Annotated in this window: 16 protein-coding genes; 10 read left to right on the top strand and 6 right to left on the bottom strand. The window is 54.9% G+C overall.

What is annotated here, in order from left to right; genetic code table 11:
* The first annotated feature begins 55 nt into the window (after positions 1-55).
* Genes gmhB through DT594_RS12130 form a run of 3 tightly spaced genes read left to right on the top strand, consistent with a single transcriptional unit; the run spans position 56 to position 2544 of the window.
* Entirely contained in the window at positions 56-604 is a 549-nt protein-coding gene (gmhB, locus tag DT594_RS12140; RefSeq protein WP_149332906.1) for a D-glycero-beta-D-manno-heptose 1,7-bisphosphate 7-phosphatase, read from the top strand.
* Positions 592-1329, top strand: a complete 738-nt coding sequence (locus DT594_RS12135; RefSeq protein ID WP_149332905.1) for a lysophospholipid acyltransferase family protein — start codon at positions 592-594, stop codon at positions 1327-1329. The genes gmhB and DT594_RS12135 overlap by 13 nt, the downstream gene beginning before the upstream one ends.
* Before the next feature lie 48 nt (positions 1330-1377).
* Positions 1378-2544 (top strand): PilT/PilU family type 4a pilus ATPase, encoded by a 1167-nt coding sequence (locus DT594_RS12130; RefSeq protein ID WP_149332904.1) that lies wholly within the window; start codon positions 1378-1380, stop codon positions 2542-2544.
* A gap of 36 nt (positions 2545-2580) precedes the next feature.
* Here the strand turns inward: DT594_RS12130 and DT594_RS12125 are convergent, their stop codons facing one another.
* Positions 2581-2784: a hypothetical protein gene (locus DT594_RS12125; protein WP_149332903.1), complete on the bottom strand. Its 204-nt coding sequence runs from the start codon at positions 2782-2784 to the stop codon at positions 2581-2583.
* 38 nt (positions 2785-2822) lie between these two features.
* A complete protein-coding gene (locus tag DT594_RS12120) occupies positions 2823-3221 on the bottom strand; it encodes a 3-phosphoshikimate 1-carboxyvinyltransferase (protein ID WP_149332902.1) in 399 nt (132 codons plus the stop codon).
* A gap of 338 nt (positions 3222-3559) precedes the next feature.
* On the opposite strand from DT594_RS12120, the gene DT594_RS12115 reads away from it, so the two are divergent.
* Complete coding sequence (locus DT594_RS12115; protein ID WP_149332901.1) at positions 3560-3967, top strand: hypothetical protein; 408 nt, start codon at positions 3560-3562, stop codon at positions 3965-3967.
* Positions 3968-4076: 109 nt separating this feature from the next.
* Here DT594_RS12115 and gyrB read toward each other — a convergent pair whose 3' ends face one another.
* Genes gyrB through dnaA form a run of 4 tightly spaced genes read right to left on the bottom strand, consistent with a single transcriptional unit; the run spans position 4077 to position 10284 of the window.
* A complete protein-coding gene (gene gyrB, locus DT594_RS12110) occupies positions 4077-6491 on the bottom strand; it encodes a DNA topoisomerase (ATP-hydrolyzing) subunit B (protein WP_149332900.1) in 2415 nt (804 codons plus the stop codon).
* Between the two features lie 7 nt (positions 6492-6498).
* Positions 6499-7605 (bottom strand): DNA replication/repair protein RecF, encoded by a 1107-nt coding sequence (gene recF / locus DT594_RS12105; protein ID WP_149332899.1) that lies wholly within the window; start codon positions 7603-7605, stop codon positions 6499-6501.
* Positions 7606-7614: 9 nt separating this feature from the next.
* Entirely contained in the window at positions 7615-8718 is a 1104-nt protein-coding gene (gene dnaN, locus DT594_RS12100; protein ID WP_149332898.1) for a DNA polymerase III subunit beta, read from the bottom strand.
* A gap of 54 nt (positions 8719-8772) precedes the next feature.
* Positions 8773-10284, bottom strand: a complete 1512-nt coding sequence (gene dnaA / locus DT594_RS12095) for a chromosomal replication initiator protein DnaA (RefSeq protein WP_410402921.1) — start codon at positions 10282-10284, stop codon at positions 8773-8775.
* Positions 10285-10853: 569 nt separating this feature from the next.
* On the opposite strand from dnaA, the gene rpmH reads away from it, so the two are divergent.
* From rpmH to mnmG, 6 genes are all read left to right on the top strand, one after another.
* Positions 10854-10988 carry a 50S ribosomal protein L34 gene (gene rpmH / locus DT594_RS12090; RefSeq protein WP_084671860.1) on the top strand — a complete coding sequence of 45 codons (135 nt, stop codon included), beginning with the start codon at positions 10854-10856 and terminating at the stop codon, positions 10986-10988.
* 15 nt (positions 10989-11003) lie between these two features.
* Complete coding sequence (rnpA, locus tag DT594_RS12085; RefSeq protein WP_096345641.1) at positions 11004-11402, top strand: ribonuclease P protein component; 399 nt, start codon at positions 11004-11006, stop codon at positions 11400-11402.
* Positions 11395-11646, top strand: a complete 252-nt coding sequence (yidD, locus tag DT594_RS12080; RefSeq protein WP_218574510.1) for a membrane protein insertion efficiency factor YidD — start codon at positions 11395-11397, stop codon at positions 11644-11646. Before rnpA ends, yidD begins: the two co-directional genes overlap by 8 nt.
* Positions 11643-13364 (top strand): membrane protein insertase YidC, encoded by a 1722-nt coding sequence (yidC, locus tag DT594_RS12075; protein WP_149332897.1) that lies wholly within the window; start codon positions 11643-11645, stop codon positions 13362-13364. The genes yidD and yidC overlap by 4 nt, the downstream gene beginning before the upstream one ends.
* 109 nt (positions 13365-13473) lie before the next feature.
* Positions 13474-14841: a tRNA uridine-5-carboxymethylaminomethyl(34) synthesis GTPase MnmE gene (mnmE, locus tag DT594_RS12070; RefSeq protein WP_425460551.1), complete on the top strand. Its 1368-nt coding sequence runs from the start codon at positions 13474-13476 to the stop codon at positions 14839-14841.
* A gap of 522 nt (positions 14842-15363) precedes the next feature.
* On the top strand, positions 15364-17259 hold the full coding sequence (gene mnmG / locus DT594_RS12065; protein WP_149332895.1) for a tRNA uridine-5-carboxymethylaminomethyl(34) synthesis enzyme MnmG: 1896 nt from the start codon (positions 15364-15366) through the stop codon (positions 17257-17259).
* Positions 17260-17261 lie beyond the last annotated feature (2 nt).

Below are 17261 nucleotides of genomic sequence, written 5' to 3'. Positions count from 1 at the left end.
GCGTTAACGCCAAACCGGCTACATGGCTCGGTTTGGCGCTTGCAGCCGGAGTTATATGAAACTGATCATTCTTGATCGCGATGGTGTCATCAACCAAGACTCGGACGCCTTCGTCAAAAGTCTCGACGAATGGGTGCCGCTGCCCGGTTCGATCGATGCCATTGCCCGTCTCAGCAAGGCTGGTTGGACCGTCGCGGTAGCCACCAATCAATCCGGACTGGGGCGTGGCTATTTTAGCCAGGTCACCTTGCAGGCGATGCATCAGCACATGATCGAGCTGGTCGCAGAGCAGGGCGGCAAGGTGGATCTGATTCGCTATTGCCCGCACACACCGGACGCCGGTTGTGACTGCCGCAAGCCCGCGTCAGGCTTGTTCAGACAGATAGCCGAGCACTTTGATCTATCCTTGCAGCAAGTACCTACCGTCGGCGACAGCCTGCGTGACCTGCAAGCCGGCGTGGCCGTCGGATGCAGACCTTTTCTGGTTCGCACCGGCAAGGGCGTATTGACCGAACAAAAAGCGTTACCTGAGGGCACGCTGATTTTCGACAACCTGGCCGCTGTGGTCGATTACCTTCTGGAAACTGAACCATGTCTGTGCTGATGCCCCTGCGCGTAATCCTGTTCTATCTGCTGCTGGCGGCCAGTGCCGGTATCTGGGGCTTTCTGATGTTGATCATCACGCCCTTTATACCCTCCGCCAAGCTGCGCTCAACGCTGATTATCAGTTGGTGGAGCCGCATGGCCATCTGGCTGACCAAGCACCTGGTAGGTATCCGCTACGAAGTGATTGGGCGGGAGAATATCCCCGACCAGCCAGGCGTCATTCTGGCCAACCACCAGAGCACCTGGGAGACCTTTTTCCTGCAACAGGTGTTTCAGCCGCAGACGCAACTGATCAAGAAGGAGCTGCTCTATGTCCCCTTCTTCGGTTGGGCTTTTGCGTTGGCTAAACCGATTGCGATTGACCGCAAGAATGGCCGTGATTCACTCAAGCAGTTGAGCCTTATAGGCGGAAAACGCCTGGCTGAAGGCTTCTGGATTCTGGTGTTCCCGGAGGGCACGCGCATGCTGCCGGGAACTACCATCAAATTCTCCCGGGGTGGGGCGGCACTGGCCTGTGCCAACAACGCGCCGGTAGTGCCTGTGGCGCACAATGCGGGTGAATTCTGGCCCAAGGTAGGCTGGGGCAAGCGCCCGGGCACCATCAAGGTCATGATCGGCCCGGCGCTGTACCCCAAAGGCAATGATCCGCGTGCTATTGTGGAAATCAACAAGCAGACTGAAGCCTGGATCAATCAGGCCCTGGCGTCCCAGCGCGGGGAATGACCGAAAGGTTACGCCTGAGTCTTTTGCATCGATAGGGAGCTGTGCCGTATGGAGGTCAACGAGTACTTGCGGCGTCTGGCCGAACTCAAGGGTTCGGATCTGTTTCTCAGCGTAGGTGCGCCGGCGACCATCAAGCGCGAGGGCGCGTTCGTTAAGCTCGGTGACGAGCCAATGGCGAAAGGCTCTGTAAAAACAATGGCTTATGCCTTGATGAGCGAAAAACAGATCGGCGAATTTGAGCGCGATCTGGAAATGAACCTCGCCGTCGGGTTGCAGGGCGTAGGGCGGTTTCGCGCCAATGTGTACGTGCAGCGCGGCGAAGTCGCCATGGTCATCCGCTATATCAATCACCTGATTCCCAGCTTCAGCGACCTGGGCGTGCCGCCGGTGCTCGGCAAGCTGGTGATGCTCGACCGTGGCCTGATCCTGGTCACCGGATCGACCGGATCAGGCAAGTCCACCACCCTGGCGTCCATGCTCGACTATCGCAACAGCAACCGCGCCGGGCATATTGTCTGTATTGAAGATCCGATCGAATTCCTGCACCAGCATAAGGAGTCGATCATCGATCAACGGGAAGTCGGCCTGGATACTCACAGCTTTGCCGATGCGTTGCACAACGTGCTGCGTGAAGCGCCGAACGTGATCATGATCGGTGAGATACGCGACCGCGCCACCATGCAACACGCACTGCACTACAGCGAGACAGGTCACCTGGTGCTGGCCACCATGCACGCAACGAATACCGTGCAGGCAGTGGACCGGATGGCCAATATGTTTCCGGAGGACTCCAGGAGTCAGGTGCTGGGTGATATCGCCGCCAACCTGGCTGCTATCATTGGCCAACGATTGGCTACGGGTATCAACAAACCCCGGCTGCCGGTCGTCGAGGTAATGGTGCGTACGCCCTATATCGTCAACCTGATTGCCCGGGACGAAACCCAGGACATCCGTGCGGCCATGACTCGCGCTACCGATGACAACACGCTGCAGACTTTCGACCAGCATCTGTTTCAGTTGCTAAGCGAAAAAGCCATTACGCTCAAAGAAGCCTTGCGCCTGGCTGACTCGCGCAACGATTTGATGCTTCGGGCAAAAATGGAGGCTTCGTCCGGGTCGTCCTCCGCTGCAGCTTCTGCACCTGTAGCAGCGCCCCGACCTGCTGAAAAAGCTGCCAGTTCCTTCGATTCTGACCTGACCGACGACTTCAAATAGCTCGGAGCTCCTGGGGCTGACCTTAATAAGTTCGGCTCAGGCAGATTCAACCCAGGCCAGATAGCTTGCTTCCAGCTGAGCTTTGACCTCTTTCCCGGATAGCCCCGCGCCCTGAAGCGATTGAAGCCGCTGGACCAACCAGCCGATAAAGATTGAGCGCGAGAAGGGGCAAGGCGCCAGCGCTTCCAACTGCTCTGAAAGCGTTTCGAGTTGACCGATGACCGAGGCTGTCTTATTCATGTGGTGCTGCTCTATATAAGGCGGAAGTGCTGGAGGCGTCAGCTTCCCTTTATCCAGTCCCATAAACCCAGGGAAAAACTGGGGAAAAGATTAATGCCTAAAGCCGATTTCAAGATATACAAAGCGACGAGCCCGACCAGCATCGAAAAAACCAAAAAGCCGAAAAATATCAGAGCCTTACCGGCCCGTGACAGCGACTCTTCGGTGCGTGAGAGATCACGATGGTTGCGGCCCAGCAGGAATACAAAGTAATAACGCGACCGCCATAAATTGACGGTGCCGCGCAGATCTATCGGATGCCGCCCCCACCGGCGGGCGCCGAAGGCAATCTTCAGTGCTTGCACCTGTTCGGGGGTGAAAGCATCGCGCATTTCCTTGGGCAACCGCTCCTTCAGCCCAGCGGCAAACCAATCTTGCTTATCAGGCCCTTTGCTCATCACTCGACTCCGCCCGGCCTGCGCCCGCCCATTTCACTCGACAGCCTACATCGACATTCTGCTGATATATTACAGCTTTACGTAGTTACAGGCAGTTGAAAATGCTCCTTAACGATCTTTGAGCGCACCGTAGATCGCGACGATGTTGCTCGCCGGCCAACTGAGGCTGGTGATGGCTAAGAAAGCTTGCGTTACTCATTGATAATGACCTCACATCTCTCTGCTGAGCAGCAGTCGTGTTTACTGACCGAATTTGACAACCACCAAAATGTCGCCTAGGGATATTTATACAGCAAGAGGCGCAACGCATTTGAAAGAGCGGCAGCAGGGAGCACACCATGTCCAGACTCACATCATATCTTTGGATCACGATTTTTCTCGCGCAACCCGCAGTAGCGAATGAGCGAAGCTTTATCTACACCAACGACTGGGGACGAGCACGTACGCTCATGAGTATCTGCACGACAGAGAAATTTGAACATGATGGCAAGCTCCTCTTCCGAGCGGTCTCAATGGAGACGAAGAAAATGGTCAGGGCAAGTGCGAAAGAGATTGGGTTTTCGGGCGGATCGTGCGGGAATCCGACCAGAGAAAACTATGATGAGATGGGCGTTATGCTATTCACAATGGGAGCAGCGGTCCTTCATCTAACAGCCGACGAGATCGAAGAGTTCAGGAAGGTCAACGAAGAGACTGGGAGAATTGAAGATTTCAATGTCTCCGACAGCTGGCCTCCAAATGATTGATCGCCCCAGTGCGCCTGAGATATGCGCTTACCGGGGCGATTAAACATATGCTTGGACTCGCCTAAAACGAGTAATTCAGCGGGGAGCTCAAGACCCCCCCCACAACTAATCACACGTCGAGGTTAGACACCGCCAGCGCATTGGTTTCGATAAATTCACGACGCGGTTCGACGTGGTCACCCATCAGCGTGTTGAATATCTGATCCGCCGCGATGGCATCCTCAATATTCACCCGCAACATCCGCCGGCTTTCCGGATCCATGGTGGTTTCCCACAGCTGATCAGGGTTCATCTCACCCAGCCCTTTATAGCGCTGAATGGTATGCCGGCGGGCAGTCTCACTCATCATCCACTCCAGACCTTCCTTGAAATGGGTGATTGGTTTTTTCTTTTCACCGCGCTGCATGTACGCGCCTTCTTCCAACAGGCTCTGCAACTTCTCGCCTAACTCCGCCATAGTGCGGTAGTCGTTACTAGCGAACAAATCGCGGTTGAAGGTGCAGTAGCTTGAGAGGCCGTGTGAGATCGATTCAACCTCAGGCAGCCACAGGTGGCGCTCTTTATCTTCCCGCAGGCTCACAGCGTATTGCTGGCCGGATTTCTCGCCAGTTTTCACCATGGTTTCGAACTGCGCTACCCAGCTCTGCATAAAGGCTTTATCCGCCAGGTTATCCAGAGTCAAACGCGGCAGATAGATAAAGTGCTCCATCAGTTCCAGCGGGTACAGACGCGCCAGACGCTTTAGCGTCTTCATAACCGAGCGAAACTCTTGAACGATACGCTCCAGGCCTTCGCCGGTAATACCGGGTGCATCTTCATTTACAAACAGATAGGAATCTTCCAGTGCCGATTGCGTGAGGTATTCCTCAAGCGCTTCGTCATCTTTCAGGTACTGTTCCTGCTTGCCTTTCTTGATCTTGTACAACGGTGGCTGAGCGATGTAGATATAGCCGCGTTCGATCAGCAACGGCATCTGCCGGAAAAAGAAGGTCAGCAGCAAGGTACGGATGTGCGAGCCGTCGACGTCAGCATCGGTCATGATGATGATGTTGTGGTAACGCAACTTGTCGACGTTGAACTCGTCGCGGCCAATACCACAACCCAGAGCAGTAATCAGGGTGCCAACTTCGGCGGAGGAGAGCATCTTGTCAAAGCGGGCTTTTTCCACGTTGAGAATCTTGCCCTTCAACGGCAGAATCGCCTGGGTCTTGCGGTTACGGCCCTGTTTCGCCGAGCCACCCGCAGAGTCACCCTCCACTATGTACAGTTCGGAGAGTGCCGGGTCCTTCTCCTGGCAGTCGGCCAGCTTGCCGGGCAAGCCCGCGATATCCAACGCGCCTTTACGGCGGGTCATCTCACGCGCTTTGCGGGCAGCTTCACGAGCGCGCGCAGCATCGATCATCTTGCCGACGACGGCTTTGGCTTCGCCCGGCTTCTCCAGCAGGTAGTCGGAGAAGAACTTGTTCATCTCCTGCTCGACGGCGGTCTTTACCTCGGAGGAAACCAGCTTGTCTTTGGTTTGTGAGGAAAACTTGGGGTCAGGCACTTTTACTGAAATGATCGCGGTCAAACCTTCCCGCGCGTCATCACCAGAGGTACTGACCTTGAGCTTTTTCAGCAGACCTTCCTGCTCAATATAGCTGTTCAGAGTCCGCGTCAGTGCGCTACGGAATCCGGCCAAGTGAGCACCGCCATCGCGCTGCGGAATATTATTGGTAAAGCACAGGATGCTTTCATTAAAGCTGTCGTTCCACTGCATCGCTACTTCCACGGCAATGCCGTCATCGCGCTGCAAGTCAAAATGAAAGACCGAGTTGATGGTCGACTTGTTGACGTTGAGGTAGTCAACAAAGGCGCGCAAACCGCCTTCGTACTTGAACAGTTCCTTCTTGCCGGAGCGCTCGTCGGAGAGATGAATACCGACCCCGGAGTTCAGGAAGGACAATTCACGCAGACGCTTGGCGAGGATGTCCCAGCTGAAGCTGATGCTGGTGAAGGTTTCAGCTGACGGTTTGAAATGGATCTGCGTACCAGTAGTGTCGGTGTCGCCAACCTCTCTCAGAGGCTCCTGAGGCACGCCGTGGCTGTAAGTCTGCTCCCAGACCTTGCCAGCCCGGCGAATGGTCAATATAAGCTCTTCTGACAGAGCGTTGACCACTGACACCCCAACACCGTGCAAGCCGCCTGACACCTTGTAGCTGTTATCGTCAAACTTACCGCCAGCGTGCAACACGGTCATGATGACCTCGGCGGCGGAAACCCCTTCCTCGTGCATATCCACAGGGATACCGCGGCCGTTATCCCGTACGGTGATGGACTCATCGGTATGCATGGTGATGGTGATGTCACTGCAGTGACCCGCCAGCGCCTCATCGATCGAGTTATCGACTACCTCAAACACCATATGGTGCAAACCGGTACCGTCATCCGTATCACCGATGTACATGCCGGGGCGTTTCCGCACGGCATCAAGGCCTTTAAGTACCTTGATACTGGATGAATCGTAGGCTCTATTTTCGGTCATTTTTTAATCACTCCAGACGACGGTCGGTCTGCACAATGTGCCCATGTTCCACGTGGAACATCGACAAGGATGTATCTGTCTGCCAGCTGTTCGCTAGCTGTTCTGCTTCTACACCGGTAATAAATACCTGACAGTTGAGCGCTTCTAGAAGCCTGCACAGGGCATTGCGGTGTTGTTCGTCCAACTCGGAGGGCAGGTCATCAACCAGGAAAATACAATCCTGCTGACGGCCACGCTCCTTTAATAGGTGTCCCTGAGCAATCTTCAGGGCACAAACAACCAATTTCTGCTGCCCGCGAGATAACACCTCGGCAGCGTTCATGCCTTTTATGCGCAAGCGCAAATCTGCTCGCTGCGGCCCAGCTTGGGTATGACCTAACTGGCAATCACGTTCGAACTGAGAATCCAGCACCTGCTGCAAGCTGCGATCCTTATCCCAGCCACGGAAGTAGCTGAGAGTCAGATCATCCAGCTCTATCAACTGGCCAAGCACCGATTCAAATGCGGGCTTGAGCTTTAGCAAATAGGCCTGCCGGAAGGCGTCCATACGCTCACTGGCTTCACAAAACTCCAGTTCCCATGGCGTCAGCAGAGAACGTTCGATTCTACCACGTCGCAGCAATGAATTCCGTTGCTTGAGGCTTTTTTGCACCCGCTGCCACGTGATGAGAAACTGATGTTCCACGTGGAACACACCCCAATCAAGATACTGTCGACGCTGTTTGGGAGCGCCTTCAAGCAAACGAAAGCTATCTGGATTGATTAGCTGAAGCGGCAACGTATCCGCCAGTTGCGCGGTACTGCGGATAGTCTGACCGTCGATGCGAATCTGATAATCCGCTTGCTTACTTCGGGTTATACCCATCGATGTAGTCAGACCGCTGGCCAACGCCACTTCAGCAAAGACTGTGCAGGCTTGATGTTCGTGCTGGATTACCGGTTGCAGGCGAGTGCTGCGGAAAGAACGAGCGAGACCCAGTATATGAATAGCTTCAAGCAGGCTGGTCTTGCCGCTGCCGTTATCGCCGTAAATCAGATTAATGCGGGGGGAGGGGGAAATTGTCACCGGGTGCAGGTTACGCACCGCGGTGACGGATAGCTTTTTGAGGGGCATTAAACGGGCTTAGAGACGCATCGGCATGACGACGTAAACACTGTCATCGGATTCGGCTTCCTGCACCAGTGCGCTGCTGTTTGCATCGGACAGGATCATCTTGACCTGTTCGCTGCCAAGCACGTTCATCACATCCAGCAGATAGCTAACGTTGAAACCAATCTCCAGCGCACTGCCTGCATACTCGACCGCGATATCTTCCTCGGCCTCTTCCTGCTCAGGGTTGTTGGCCTGAATTTTCAGCAACGCATCGCTGAGCATCAAACGAATACCGCGGTATTTTTCATTGGACAGAATCGCGGTACGGCTGAATGCGTTGCGCAGTACCTGGCGCTCGGCGATAACGATCTTGTCGCCACCGCGTGGCAGTACGCGCTCGTAATCCGGAAATTTACCGTCAACCAGTTTGGAGGTGAAAGTAAAATCGCCTGTGGTTGCACGGATGTGATGAGTGCCGAGGACAATATTCACCAGGTCATCCGCTTCACCCAACAGTCGAGCCAATTCAAGAATACCCTTGCGCGGCACGATCAACTGATAGCGTTCCTGATAATCGATATTCGCATCCTGAGTACACATCGCCATGCGGTGGCCGTCAGTAGCCACTGCACGCAGTTGACCTTTATTGATCTCCAGCAGCATGCCATTCAGATAGTAACGGACGTCCTGCTGCGCCATGGCGAAACTGGTGCGCTCGATAAGGCGGCGCAATTTATTCTGATTGATCGCAAAGCTGAGTGAGCCAGGACCGTCTTCGACATTGGGGAAGTCGGAGGCGGGGAGAGTAGCTAGGGTAAACCGGCTGCGGCCCGCCTTGATGATCGCCTTGTTGTCTTCAACCTTGAAACTCAGTGCAACGTCATCAGGAAGCGACTTGCAGATATCCATCAGCTTGCGCGCCGGTACGGTAATCTCACCCGCTTCTGCCGGCTCTTCCAGATTGATACGTCCGACCAGCTCGACCTCCAGGTCGGTACCAGTCATCGACAACGTACTACCATCCACTACCAACAGCACATTGGACAGCACGGGCAATGTCTGCCGACGTTCTACTACCCCGGCAACCAGTTGCAGGGGTTTCAACAGGGCTTCACGCTGAATGGTAAATTGCATTGTCTTCCTTCGACCTCGTGCAGGTTATCTTGTGCTGAACACCGCACCCGAACATCAGGTGGTCAGTGTCCTCAGCAGGTTTTTGTAATCTTCGCGGATATCCGCATCCATTTCACGTAACTCGGCAATTTTCCGAGTGGCGTGCAAAACCGTGGTGTGATCCCGGCCGCCAAACGCATCACCAATCTCGGGCAAACTGTGATTGGTCAATTCCTTGGACAGAGCCATGGCTACTTGTCGAGGTCTTGCGACCGAACGCGAGCGACGCTTGGATAATACGTCCGATACCTTGATCTTGTAGTACTCGGCAACAGTGCGCTGGATGTTATCAATGCTCACCAGCTTATCCTGCAGTGCGAGCAAATCCTTGAGCGATTCGCGAATCAACTCGATGGTGATATCGCGACCCATAAAATGCGCGCTGGCAATCACTCGCTTAAGCGCACCTTCCAGTTCACGCACATTCGAGCGAATGCGCTGAGCGATAAAGAAAGCAGCGTCATGCGGCAGATCGACCCGCGACTGCTCGGCTTTCTTCATCAGGATCGCTACACGGGTTTCCAGCTCCGGTGGTTCAACCGCCACCGTAAGCCCCCAACCAAACCGGGATTTGAGCCGCTCTTCCAACCCATCAATTTCCTTGGGGTAGCGGTCACTGGTGAGGATGACCTGCTGGCCACCTTCAAGCAGCGCATTGAAGGTGTGGAAGAACTCTTCCTGGGAGCGTTCTTTCTTGGCGAAAAACTGAATGTCATCGATCAGCAATGCATCCACAGAACGATAGTAACGTTTGAAATCGTTAATCGCGTTCATCTGCAAGGCCTTGACCATGTCGGCGACAAAACGCTCAGAGTGCAGGTACACAATCTTGGCTGCGGGATTCTTCTTCAACAGATGGTTACCCACGGCATGCATCAAGTGGGTCTTACCCAGGCCTACGCCGCCATACAGGAACAGCGGGTTGTATCCATGCTTGGGATTGTCGGCGACTTGCCAGGCGGCAGCGCGAGCCAGCTGGTTGGATTTACCTTCAACAAAGTTTTCAAAGGTGAAGCTGCGGTTCAGGTAGCTGGTGTGCTTGATGACTGGCGAACTGGGTCCGGCCTGATCAGCGCGCTGCGGCGGGCGCGGATCTTCTTCATCTATACGCACACCCTGGGATTGCTCTGGCTGAAAGCCCTGAGCAATGACCTGGGTACGTGGTGTCACCGGGGCACTGGCGGTTTGCACGGTATCCGCGGACGCCGCAACGGATTGCACTGGAGCCGGAGCTCCCGCTTGCGCTCGCACCGTCGACGCCACCCGGCGACTACCTATAAGCAAAGACACCAAAGGCGCCTGACCCTGGGAGAGGTCGTCAAGCAGCTCTTGAACCCGATTGAGGTATTTGTCGTTTACCCAGTCAAGGACAAAGCGGTTCGGCGCGTAAAGGCGCAGCTCAGTCTGATCGCCATCAACCTGCAGAGGCCTGATCCAGGTATTGAACTCTTGGGATGGAAGCTCATCACGCAAAAAATCGATGCATTGCTGCCAGAGTACAACCGACACAAATATCCCCCGGAACATCAGCCGCATACGGCTTTATTGTTGGACAAATCAAACCCGTTTACTGGCGATTTGAAGGCGTATTTTCAGCGGCTATTCTAGCGCTTTCGGGGCCTACTTATCCACACTCTTGGTAGCTCAAAGAGCACTATCACACCCGCTACTTTAGTCAGAACTGGTTGACCCATATGGCAAATCCCTTGCATGGCGCGGCCTTGAGCATTGTGCATAAGCCAGCTTGGAGATTGTGTGTAAGCGCCCCCGAATACGGTGGATAAAACCGCCTGTGGATAAGACGCCTTTCTATCCACAGGCTGAACACAGGAGATCGCGCCGCCCAGCAACCGCTTGCACACATCTTTTTGTACAACGGAACGAACTGATTTCTAAGTGGTTTTTGCAGATATCCACAGCAAATCGTTTAACCATTAGTATTAACTTCATTAATCTCTTTAAAGAATTGATTTTATATTGTTTTTAATAGTCTTCAGGGCGTAAATCGAATTGACCTGCACAGGGTTATTCTCTAGAATTGCCGGTCCCTTGAAAGGGCTCACTGGCTCTGACGCGAATTAATCAGGTAACTCAAGATGAAAAGAACATTTCAACCCAGCGTTTTGAAGCGTAAGCGTAACCACGGTTTCCGCGCTCGCATGGCTACTGCCAATGGTCGTAACGTACTGGCACGCCGTCGCGCCAAAGGCCGCAAGCGTCTGTCAGCTTAAGACCCGGTTTTGCAGGTGGATTTCGGATTCGGTCCTGAGTGCAGGCTGTTAACGCCAAGTCAGTTCAAGAACGTATTCGATGGTGCCACCCGCAAGGCTTCCGGGCCTTATGTCTTGCTGTTGGCCAAGGCAAATACCACGGACCAGCCAAGACTGGGCCTGGTGATTGCCAAAAAAAGTGTCCGACGAGCCGTTGATCGCAATCGGATCAAACGTATAGCTCGAGACTCATTCCGGCTGAACAAGCCGGAACTGGGCAATCTGGACATTGTCGTCCTGGCTCGCAAGGGCCTGGGTGAACTGGATAATGCTGCGTTACATGAGCTGTTCAAAGGCATGTGGCGCAGGCTATCCCGGTCAACGGACAAGCCGCCACGTTCACGCCATTCCGGACCCCCGTCATCCAATGCGTAACCTCGCGCTCGGAGTGATCAAGGTATATCGCTACGCTATCAGCCCGCTGATGGCCAGTCATTGCCGTTTCTACCCGTCCTGTTCCTGCTATGCCCAAGAAGCCATTGAACAACATGGTTTTATCCAGGGCAGTCTGCTGGGTGCTAAGCGTTTGAGCCGTTGCCATCCCTGGAATCCCGGTGGATACGATCCGGTACCGCCTGCCTCTGCCACACCTTCTTCTCAGATGACCAATAAACCATGAACATGCAACGAAATATCCTCATAGCTGCTTTGCTCGTGATTACCTATCTCATGGTTTTGCAGTGGAATGCTGATTATGGCCAGGGCGATGAACTGCCGCCGGTTGCCACGGAATCCAGCCAGTCTGGAAATGATGAAGTCCCGTCATTACCCGAATCGCAGAATGCCGGCGAGACTGGTAACAGCAGCGCCGCTACCAGTGATGTCCCACCTGCAGTAGAGCCCGGTGGTGACGCAGAAGTGCCGCAAACCGCGGCAACGCCAGACGACACCAGCGGTAATCTGATCAGGATCGAGACCGATACACTGCGGGCGGAAATTGATCCCCGTGGTGGTGATCTGGTGACCTTGTCACTGCCCCAGTATCCGGTGCGCAAGGATCGTCCTGATCTGCCTTTCCCGATTCTGGAAAACTCCAACGCTATGACCTACGTAGCGCAAAGCGGGCTTACCGGTAAAAACGGACCGGATGCCCGCTCTGCCGGTCGCCCGTTGTACAGTGCTGAAAGCCAGAGCTACAGCCTGGGCGATGACGAGCAGTTGGTAGTAGACCTGCGTTTTGAAGAAAACGATGTCAGCTATATCAAGCGCTTTACCTTCACCCGTGGTGAGTATCTGGTAGACGTCGATTACATCATCGACAACCAGAGTGGCGAGACTTGGACTGGTAACCTGTTCGGTCAGATCAAGCGTGATGACAGCAGCGATCCTTCCAGTTCCAGCGCTACCGGCATGGCGACCTATCTTGGCGCAGCCTACTGGAGTGCGGACGAGTCCTACACCAAGGTGTCGATGTCCGACATGGACAAGAATCGCCTCAAGGAAACGGTCGGCGGTGGCTGGGTTGCCTGGTTGCAGCACTACTTCGTAACAGCCTGGATTCCCGCTGCCGATCAACAGCATGTGTACCAGACGCGCACTGACAGCGCCGGCAATTACATTGTCGGTTTCACCAGCCCGGCCAGCGTCATCGAGCCTGGCCAGCAAGCCAGCATCAGTGCCGACTTCTATGCCGGCCCCAAGATCCAGGACAGCCTGAAAGAAATTTCGCCTGGCCTGGAGCTGACTGTCGATTACGGTTTCTTGTGGTGGATTGCACAGCCTCTGTTCTGGGTATTGAGCCTGATCCACAGCTTTGTCGGTAACTGGGGCTGGAGCATCATCCTGCTCACCGTGCTGATCAAACTGGTGTTCTTCCCGCTCTCGGCTACTAGCTACCGTTCCATGGCCAACATGCGCCGCGTTGCACCCAAGCTGCAAGCGCTGCGTGAACAGCATGGCGACGACCGTCAGAAAATGTCCCAGGGCATGATGGAGTTGTACAAGAAAGAGAAGATCAATCCATTGGGCGGCTGTTTGCCGATCCTGGTGCAGATGCCGGTGTTTATTGCGCTGTACTGGACACTGATGGAAAGCGTCGAGATGCGTCAGGCGCCGTGGCTAGGATGGATCACCGATCTATCGCTCAAGGATCCCTATTTCATTCTGCCGATCCTGATGGGCGCCACCATGTTCATCCAGCAGCAGCTGAACCCGGCGCCACCGGATCCGATGCAGGCCAAGGTAATGAAGATGCTGCCGATCGTCTTTACCTTCTTCTTCCTCTGGTTCCCGGCAGGTCTGGTGCTGTACTGGGTGGTCAACAACATGCTGTCGATCGCACAACAGTGGTACATTACCCGTCAGATCGAAAAAGGCGCTGCAGCAAAAGGCGAGTAATTCCGCCTTCCGCAGAGCTAAGCACGCGCCCCGATATCGGGGCGTTTTGCTATCTGTCTTTCCACTAGCGTTACATCAGCATCCCGACACGCTTACCCAGAGAATGACCATGCCCAGTTATCACGCCGATACCATTGCCGCCATCGCCACACCACCAGGTCAGGGTGGGGTAGGGATTATCCGTGTATCCGGACCGGCCGCACCGGCTATTGCCAAACAGATAGCGCGTATCCAACCCACACCCCGGCATGCCCATTACGGTACCTTCTGGCAACAGGACGTAGCGCTGGATCAAGGCCTGACGCTGTACTTCCCCGGGCCACATTCCTTCACCGGCGAAGATGTACTGGAGCTGCAAGGTCATGGTGGGCCAGTGGTCATGGATCTGCTGCTCAAGGCCTGTCTGCACGCCGGCGCGCGCTTGGCCAACCCTGGTGAGTTCAGTGAACGGGCGTTTCTGAATGACAAACTCGACCTGGCCCAGGCTGAGGCCATTGCCGATCTGATCGAGGCCAGCTCGGAGCAGGCCGCACGCAATGCGTTGCACTCCTTGCAGGGCGCGTTTTCCACGCGGGTGAATGCGCTGACTGAGGCGCTTATTGCACTACGTATCTATGTGGAAGCGGCAATTGATTTCCCGGAAGAAGAAATTGATTTTCTCGCTGATGGTCACGTGCTGGCCCAACTTCAGACAGTCCGTGAGCAACTCCGGCAGGTGCAGCGGGAAGCCGGGCAGGGCGCGTTGTTACGTGACGGAATGACCGTGGTTATCGCCGGCCGGCCCAATGCGGGCAAATCCAGCCTGCTTAATGCCTTGGCCGGCAAGGACAGCGCCATCGTCACGGATATCGCCGGCACCACCCGGGATATCCTGCGTGAACATATTCACATCGACAGTATGCCGCTGCATATCATTGACACTGCAGGGCTGCGGGATACTGAAGACCAAGTCGAAAAGATCGGCGTCGAACGCGCCATGGCCGCCATCGCCGAGGCCGACCGGATCCTGTTAATGGTCGATGCGTCGCAGCCCGAGGCGCATCATCCGGAAAACCTGTGGCCAGAGTTTCTGCTGCAGCGACCCGACCCCAGCAAGGTGACCCTGATTCATAACAAGATCGACCTGATAGGTGAGCAGCCAGGCCAGCAACAGGCGGTTGATGGCAGCGTGACCATCCAGCTCTGTGCTCGTACTGGCGAGGGTGTGGAGCTGCTGCGTGAGCACCTGAAAACCTGCATGGGCTATGAGCAAGCATCGGAAAGCCTGTTCAGTGCTCGTCGACGCCATTTGCAGGCATTGGAACAGGCTAGCGAGCACCTGTCTCATGGTCACGACCAGTTAACCCTGATGGGTGCAGGAGAGTTGCTCGCTGAGGACCTGCGCATGGCGCAACAAGCCCTTGGCAGCATAACCGGCGAATTCAGCGCCGATGATCTGCTCGGCCGGATCTTCTCCAGCTTCTGCATTGGCAAATAAACAGCCCGTCAATACTGGAATTTTCGATCACGCCTCGGAATTGCACCTTCGTTGACGTCTTTTTTCGCTTATTTTTTCCCTTCTATACGCTTATTTCACCTCGTTCAACCTGACTGAGCCCTGTGTACAACTAGCCCTGAGACTAGGTCGAAAGTCTGTGTACAACCTGCACCCAAAACACCCTGTGGATAAGCATGCAAGTTATGCACAAGTAACACACCGCTTACGGACCCATTCAAACCCAGCCTGACCACAACCTTTCTTTCATTCCAAATGATTGATTTATATAGGTTTAAAGCAGTTACTCACAGAAAAGCGCTTACTCATTAACATTAACTACATAAAGCTTTTTAAATCTTTCTTTAATTTATTCTACTAATGAGCTGAGTAGGTCGAGAGTACCCAGACCTGTCTGACCGGCTGTTCAAAAAACATCCAGCACAAAGCTGCAATTTTCTCAACACAAGCCTATAATCAGCCCCTTTTCCCGAAGCCAGCCGTTGTCTGGCAACGAGGTTTACCGTGCAATTTCCAAGTCGTTTTGACGTAATCGTTGTAGGCGGGGGCCACGCTGGCACCGAAGCCGCACTGGCTGCTGCTCGTATGGGCGTGAAGACCTTGCTGCTGAGCCATAACGTCGAGACGCTTGGGCAGATGAGCTGTAACCCTGCGATCGGCGGTATCGGCAAGAGCCATCTGGTCAAGGAAATCGATGCTCTGGGCGGAGCCATGGCCAGGGCAACCGATCTGGCGGGTATTCAGTTTCGCGTGCTCAACAGCCGCAAAGGCCCGGCTGTGCGTGCCACGCGGGCTCAGGCTGACCGTATCCTGTACAAGGCGGCCATTCGTGAAATGCTGGAGAACCAACCCAATCTGTGGATATTCCAGCAGGCCTGTGACGATCTGATTGTCGAGAACGATCAGGTATGTGGGGTTGTTACCCAGATGGGTCTGCGTTTCCATGCCGACAACGTCGTGCTGACTACCGGTACTTTCCTCGGCGGCTTGATTCACATAGGTCTGGATAACTACTCTGGTGGCCGTGCCGGTGATCCACCGGCTATTGCCCTGGCTGATCGTTTACGTGAATTGCCCCTGCGCGTGGACCGCTTGAAGACCGGTACGCCACCGCGCATTGACGGGCGCACCGTGGATTACAGCAAGATGACCGTGCAGCCCGGCGACACCCCCTTGCCGGTAATGTCGTTCCTGGGCAACGTCAACGAGCATCCGCAACAGGTCAATTGCTGGATTACCTACACCAACGAGCGTACTCACGAGATTATTCGCAACAATCTGGATCGCTCGCCGATGTATACCGGTGTGATCGAAGGGGTAGGCCCACGCTATTGCCCGTCGATCGAAGACAAGATTCATCGCTTTGCCGACAAGAATCAGCATCAGGTGTTTATCGAGCCGGAAGGTTTGACCACCCATGAGCTGTACCCCAACGGCATATCCACTTCATTGCCGTTCGATGTGCAGTTGCAGGTCGTGCAATCGATCGAGGGCATGGAAAACGCCCACATCCTGCGTCCCGGTTACGCGATTGAATACGATTACTTCAACCCGCAGGATCTGAAGTACTCACTGGAAACCAAGGTGATTGGCGGGCTGTTCTTTGCCGGGCAGATCAACGGCACTACCGGTTATGAAGAAGCCGCTGCTCAGGGCCTGCTCGCGGGCATGAACGCTGCGCGACGCTCGCAGGATCAGGAAGCCTGGTGCCCGCGTCGTGATGAAGCCTACATCGGCGTACTGGTCGACGATCTGATCACCATGGGCACGCGCGAGCCTTACCGCATGTTTACTTCGCGGGCTGAGTACCGACTGGTATTGCGTGAAGACAACGCCGACCTGCGTTTGACGGAAAAGGGTCGCGAGCTGGGCCTGGTCGATGACCATCGCTGGTCAGTATTCAGTGCCAAGCGCGAAGCAATCGACGCCGAGCGTAAGCGCCTGAGCAGTACCTGGGTGCAGCCCAACAGTGAGATCGGCAAAGCTTTTGCCGAGCGCTACGCCACGCCGCTGAATCACGAATATAATTTGCTCGATTTGTTGCGTCGTCCAGAAGTGGACTACACGGCCCTGTGCGAGCTGACTGGCAAGGTGGATATTCCTGCGGATGCCGCGGAACAGGTGGAAATCCATACCAAGTACGCCGGCTATATCGAGCGACAGCAAGAAGAGATCGACCGTTTGCGGCAGCACGAACAGACGCTGCTCCCCGATGGGTTGGATTATCTGACGCTCAATGGTCTGTCCAACGAGATCAAGCACAAGCTCGCTGATGTGCGCCCGCAAACCCTGGGTCAGGCCTCGCGCATACCGGGTGTAACTCCGGCGGCGGTCAGTCTGCTGTTGATCCATCTGAAAAAACGCAGCGCCGCGGGCAGCAGCCTGGCAAGAGAGGCGTGAGC

This window comes from Halopseudomonas laoshanensis (assembly GCF_008365385.1).
In the GTDB taxonomy this organism is placed as follows: domain Bacteria; phylum Pseudomonadota; class Gammaproteobacteria; order Pseudomonadales; family Pseudomonadaceae; genus Halopseudomonas; species Halopseudomonas laoshanensis.
The sequence above is the reverse complement of the archived record's forward strand: the minus strand, read 5'-3'. Positions and strand labels throughout refer to the sequence as shown.

Excerpts from the sequence above, each read along its gene's own strand:
- DT594_RS12135 (WP_149332905.1), top strand. The coding sequence starts at position 592 with ATGTCTGTGCTGATGCCCCTGCGCGTAATCCTGTTCTATCTGCTGCTG.
- dnaA (WP_410402921.1), bottom strand. The coding sequence starts at position 10,284 with ATGTTCCGGGGGATATTTGTGTCGGTTGTACTCTGGCAGCAATGCATC.
- yidD (WP_218574510.1), top strand. The coding sequence starts at position 11,395 with ATGCGTAACCTCGCGCTCGGAGTGATCAAGGTATATCGCTACGCTATC.
- DT594_RS12115 (WP_149332901.1), top strand. The coding sequence starts at position 3,560 with ATGTCCAGACTCACATCATATCTTTGGATCACGATTTTTCTCGCGCAA.
- dnaN (WP_149332898.1), bottom strand. The coding sequence starts at position 8,718 with ATGCAATTTACCATTCAGCGTGAAGCCCTGTTGAAACCCCTGCAACTG.
- DT594_RS12130 (WP_149332904.1), top strand. The coding sequence starts at position 1,378 with ATGGAGGTCAACGAGTACTTGCGGCGTCTGGCCGAACTCAAGGGTTCG.
- DT594_RS12120 (WP_149332902.1), bottom strand. The coding sequence starts at position 3,221 with ATGAGCAAAGGGCCTGATAAGCAAGATTGGTTTGCCGCTGGGCTGAAG.
- mnmE (WP_425460551.1), top strand. The coding sequence starts at position 13,474 with ATGCCCAGTTATCACGCCGATACCATTGCCGCCATCGCCACACCACCA.
- DT594_RS12125 (WP_149332903.1), bottom strand. The coding sequence starts at position 2,784 with ATGAATAAGACAGCCTCGGTCATCGGTCAACTCGAAACGCTTTCAGAG.
- rpmH (WP_084671860.1), top strand. The coding sequence starts at position 10,854 with ATGAAAAGAACATTTCAACCCAGCGTTTTGAAGCGTAAGCGTAACCAC.
- yidC (WP_149332897.1), top strand. The coding sequence starts at position 11,643 with ATGAACATGCAACGAAATATCCTCATAGCTGCTTTGCTCGTGATTACC.
- recF (WP_149332899.1), bottom strand. The coding sequence starts at position 7,605 with ATGCCCCTCAAAAAGCTATCCGTCACCGCGGTGCGTAACCTGCACCCG.
- gyrB (WP_149332900.1), bottom strand. The coding sequence starts at position 6,491 with ATGACCGAAAATAGAGCCTACGATTCATCCAGTATCAAGGTACTTAAA.
- gmhB (WP_149332906.1), top strand. The coding sequence starts at position 56 with ATGAAACTGATCATTCTTGATCGCGATGGTGTCATCAACCAAGACTCG.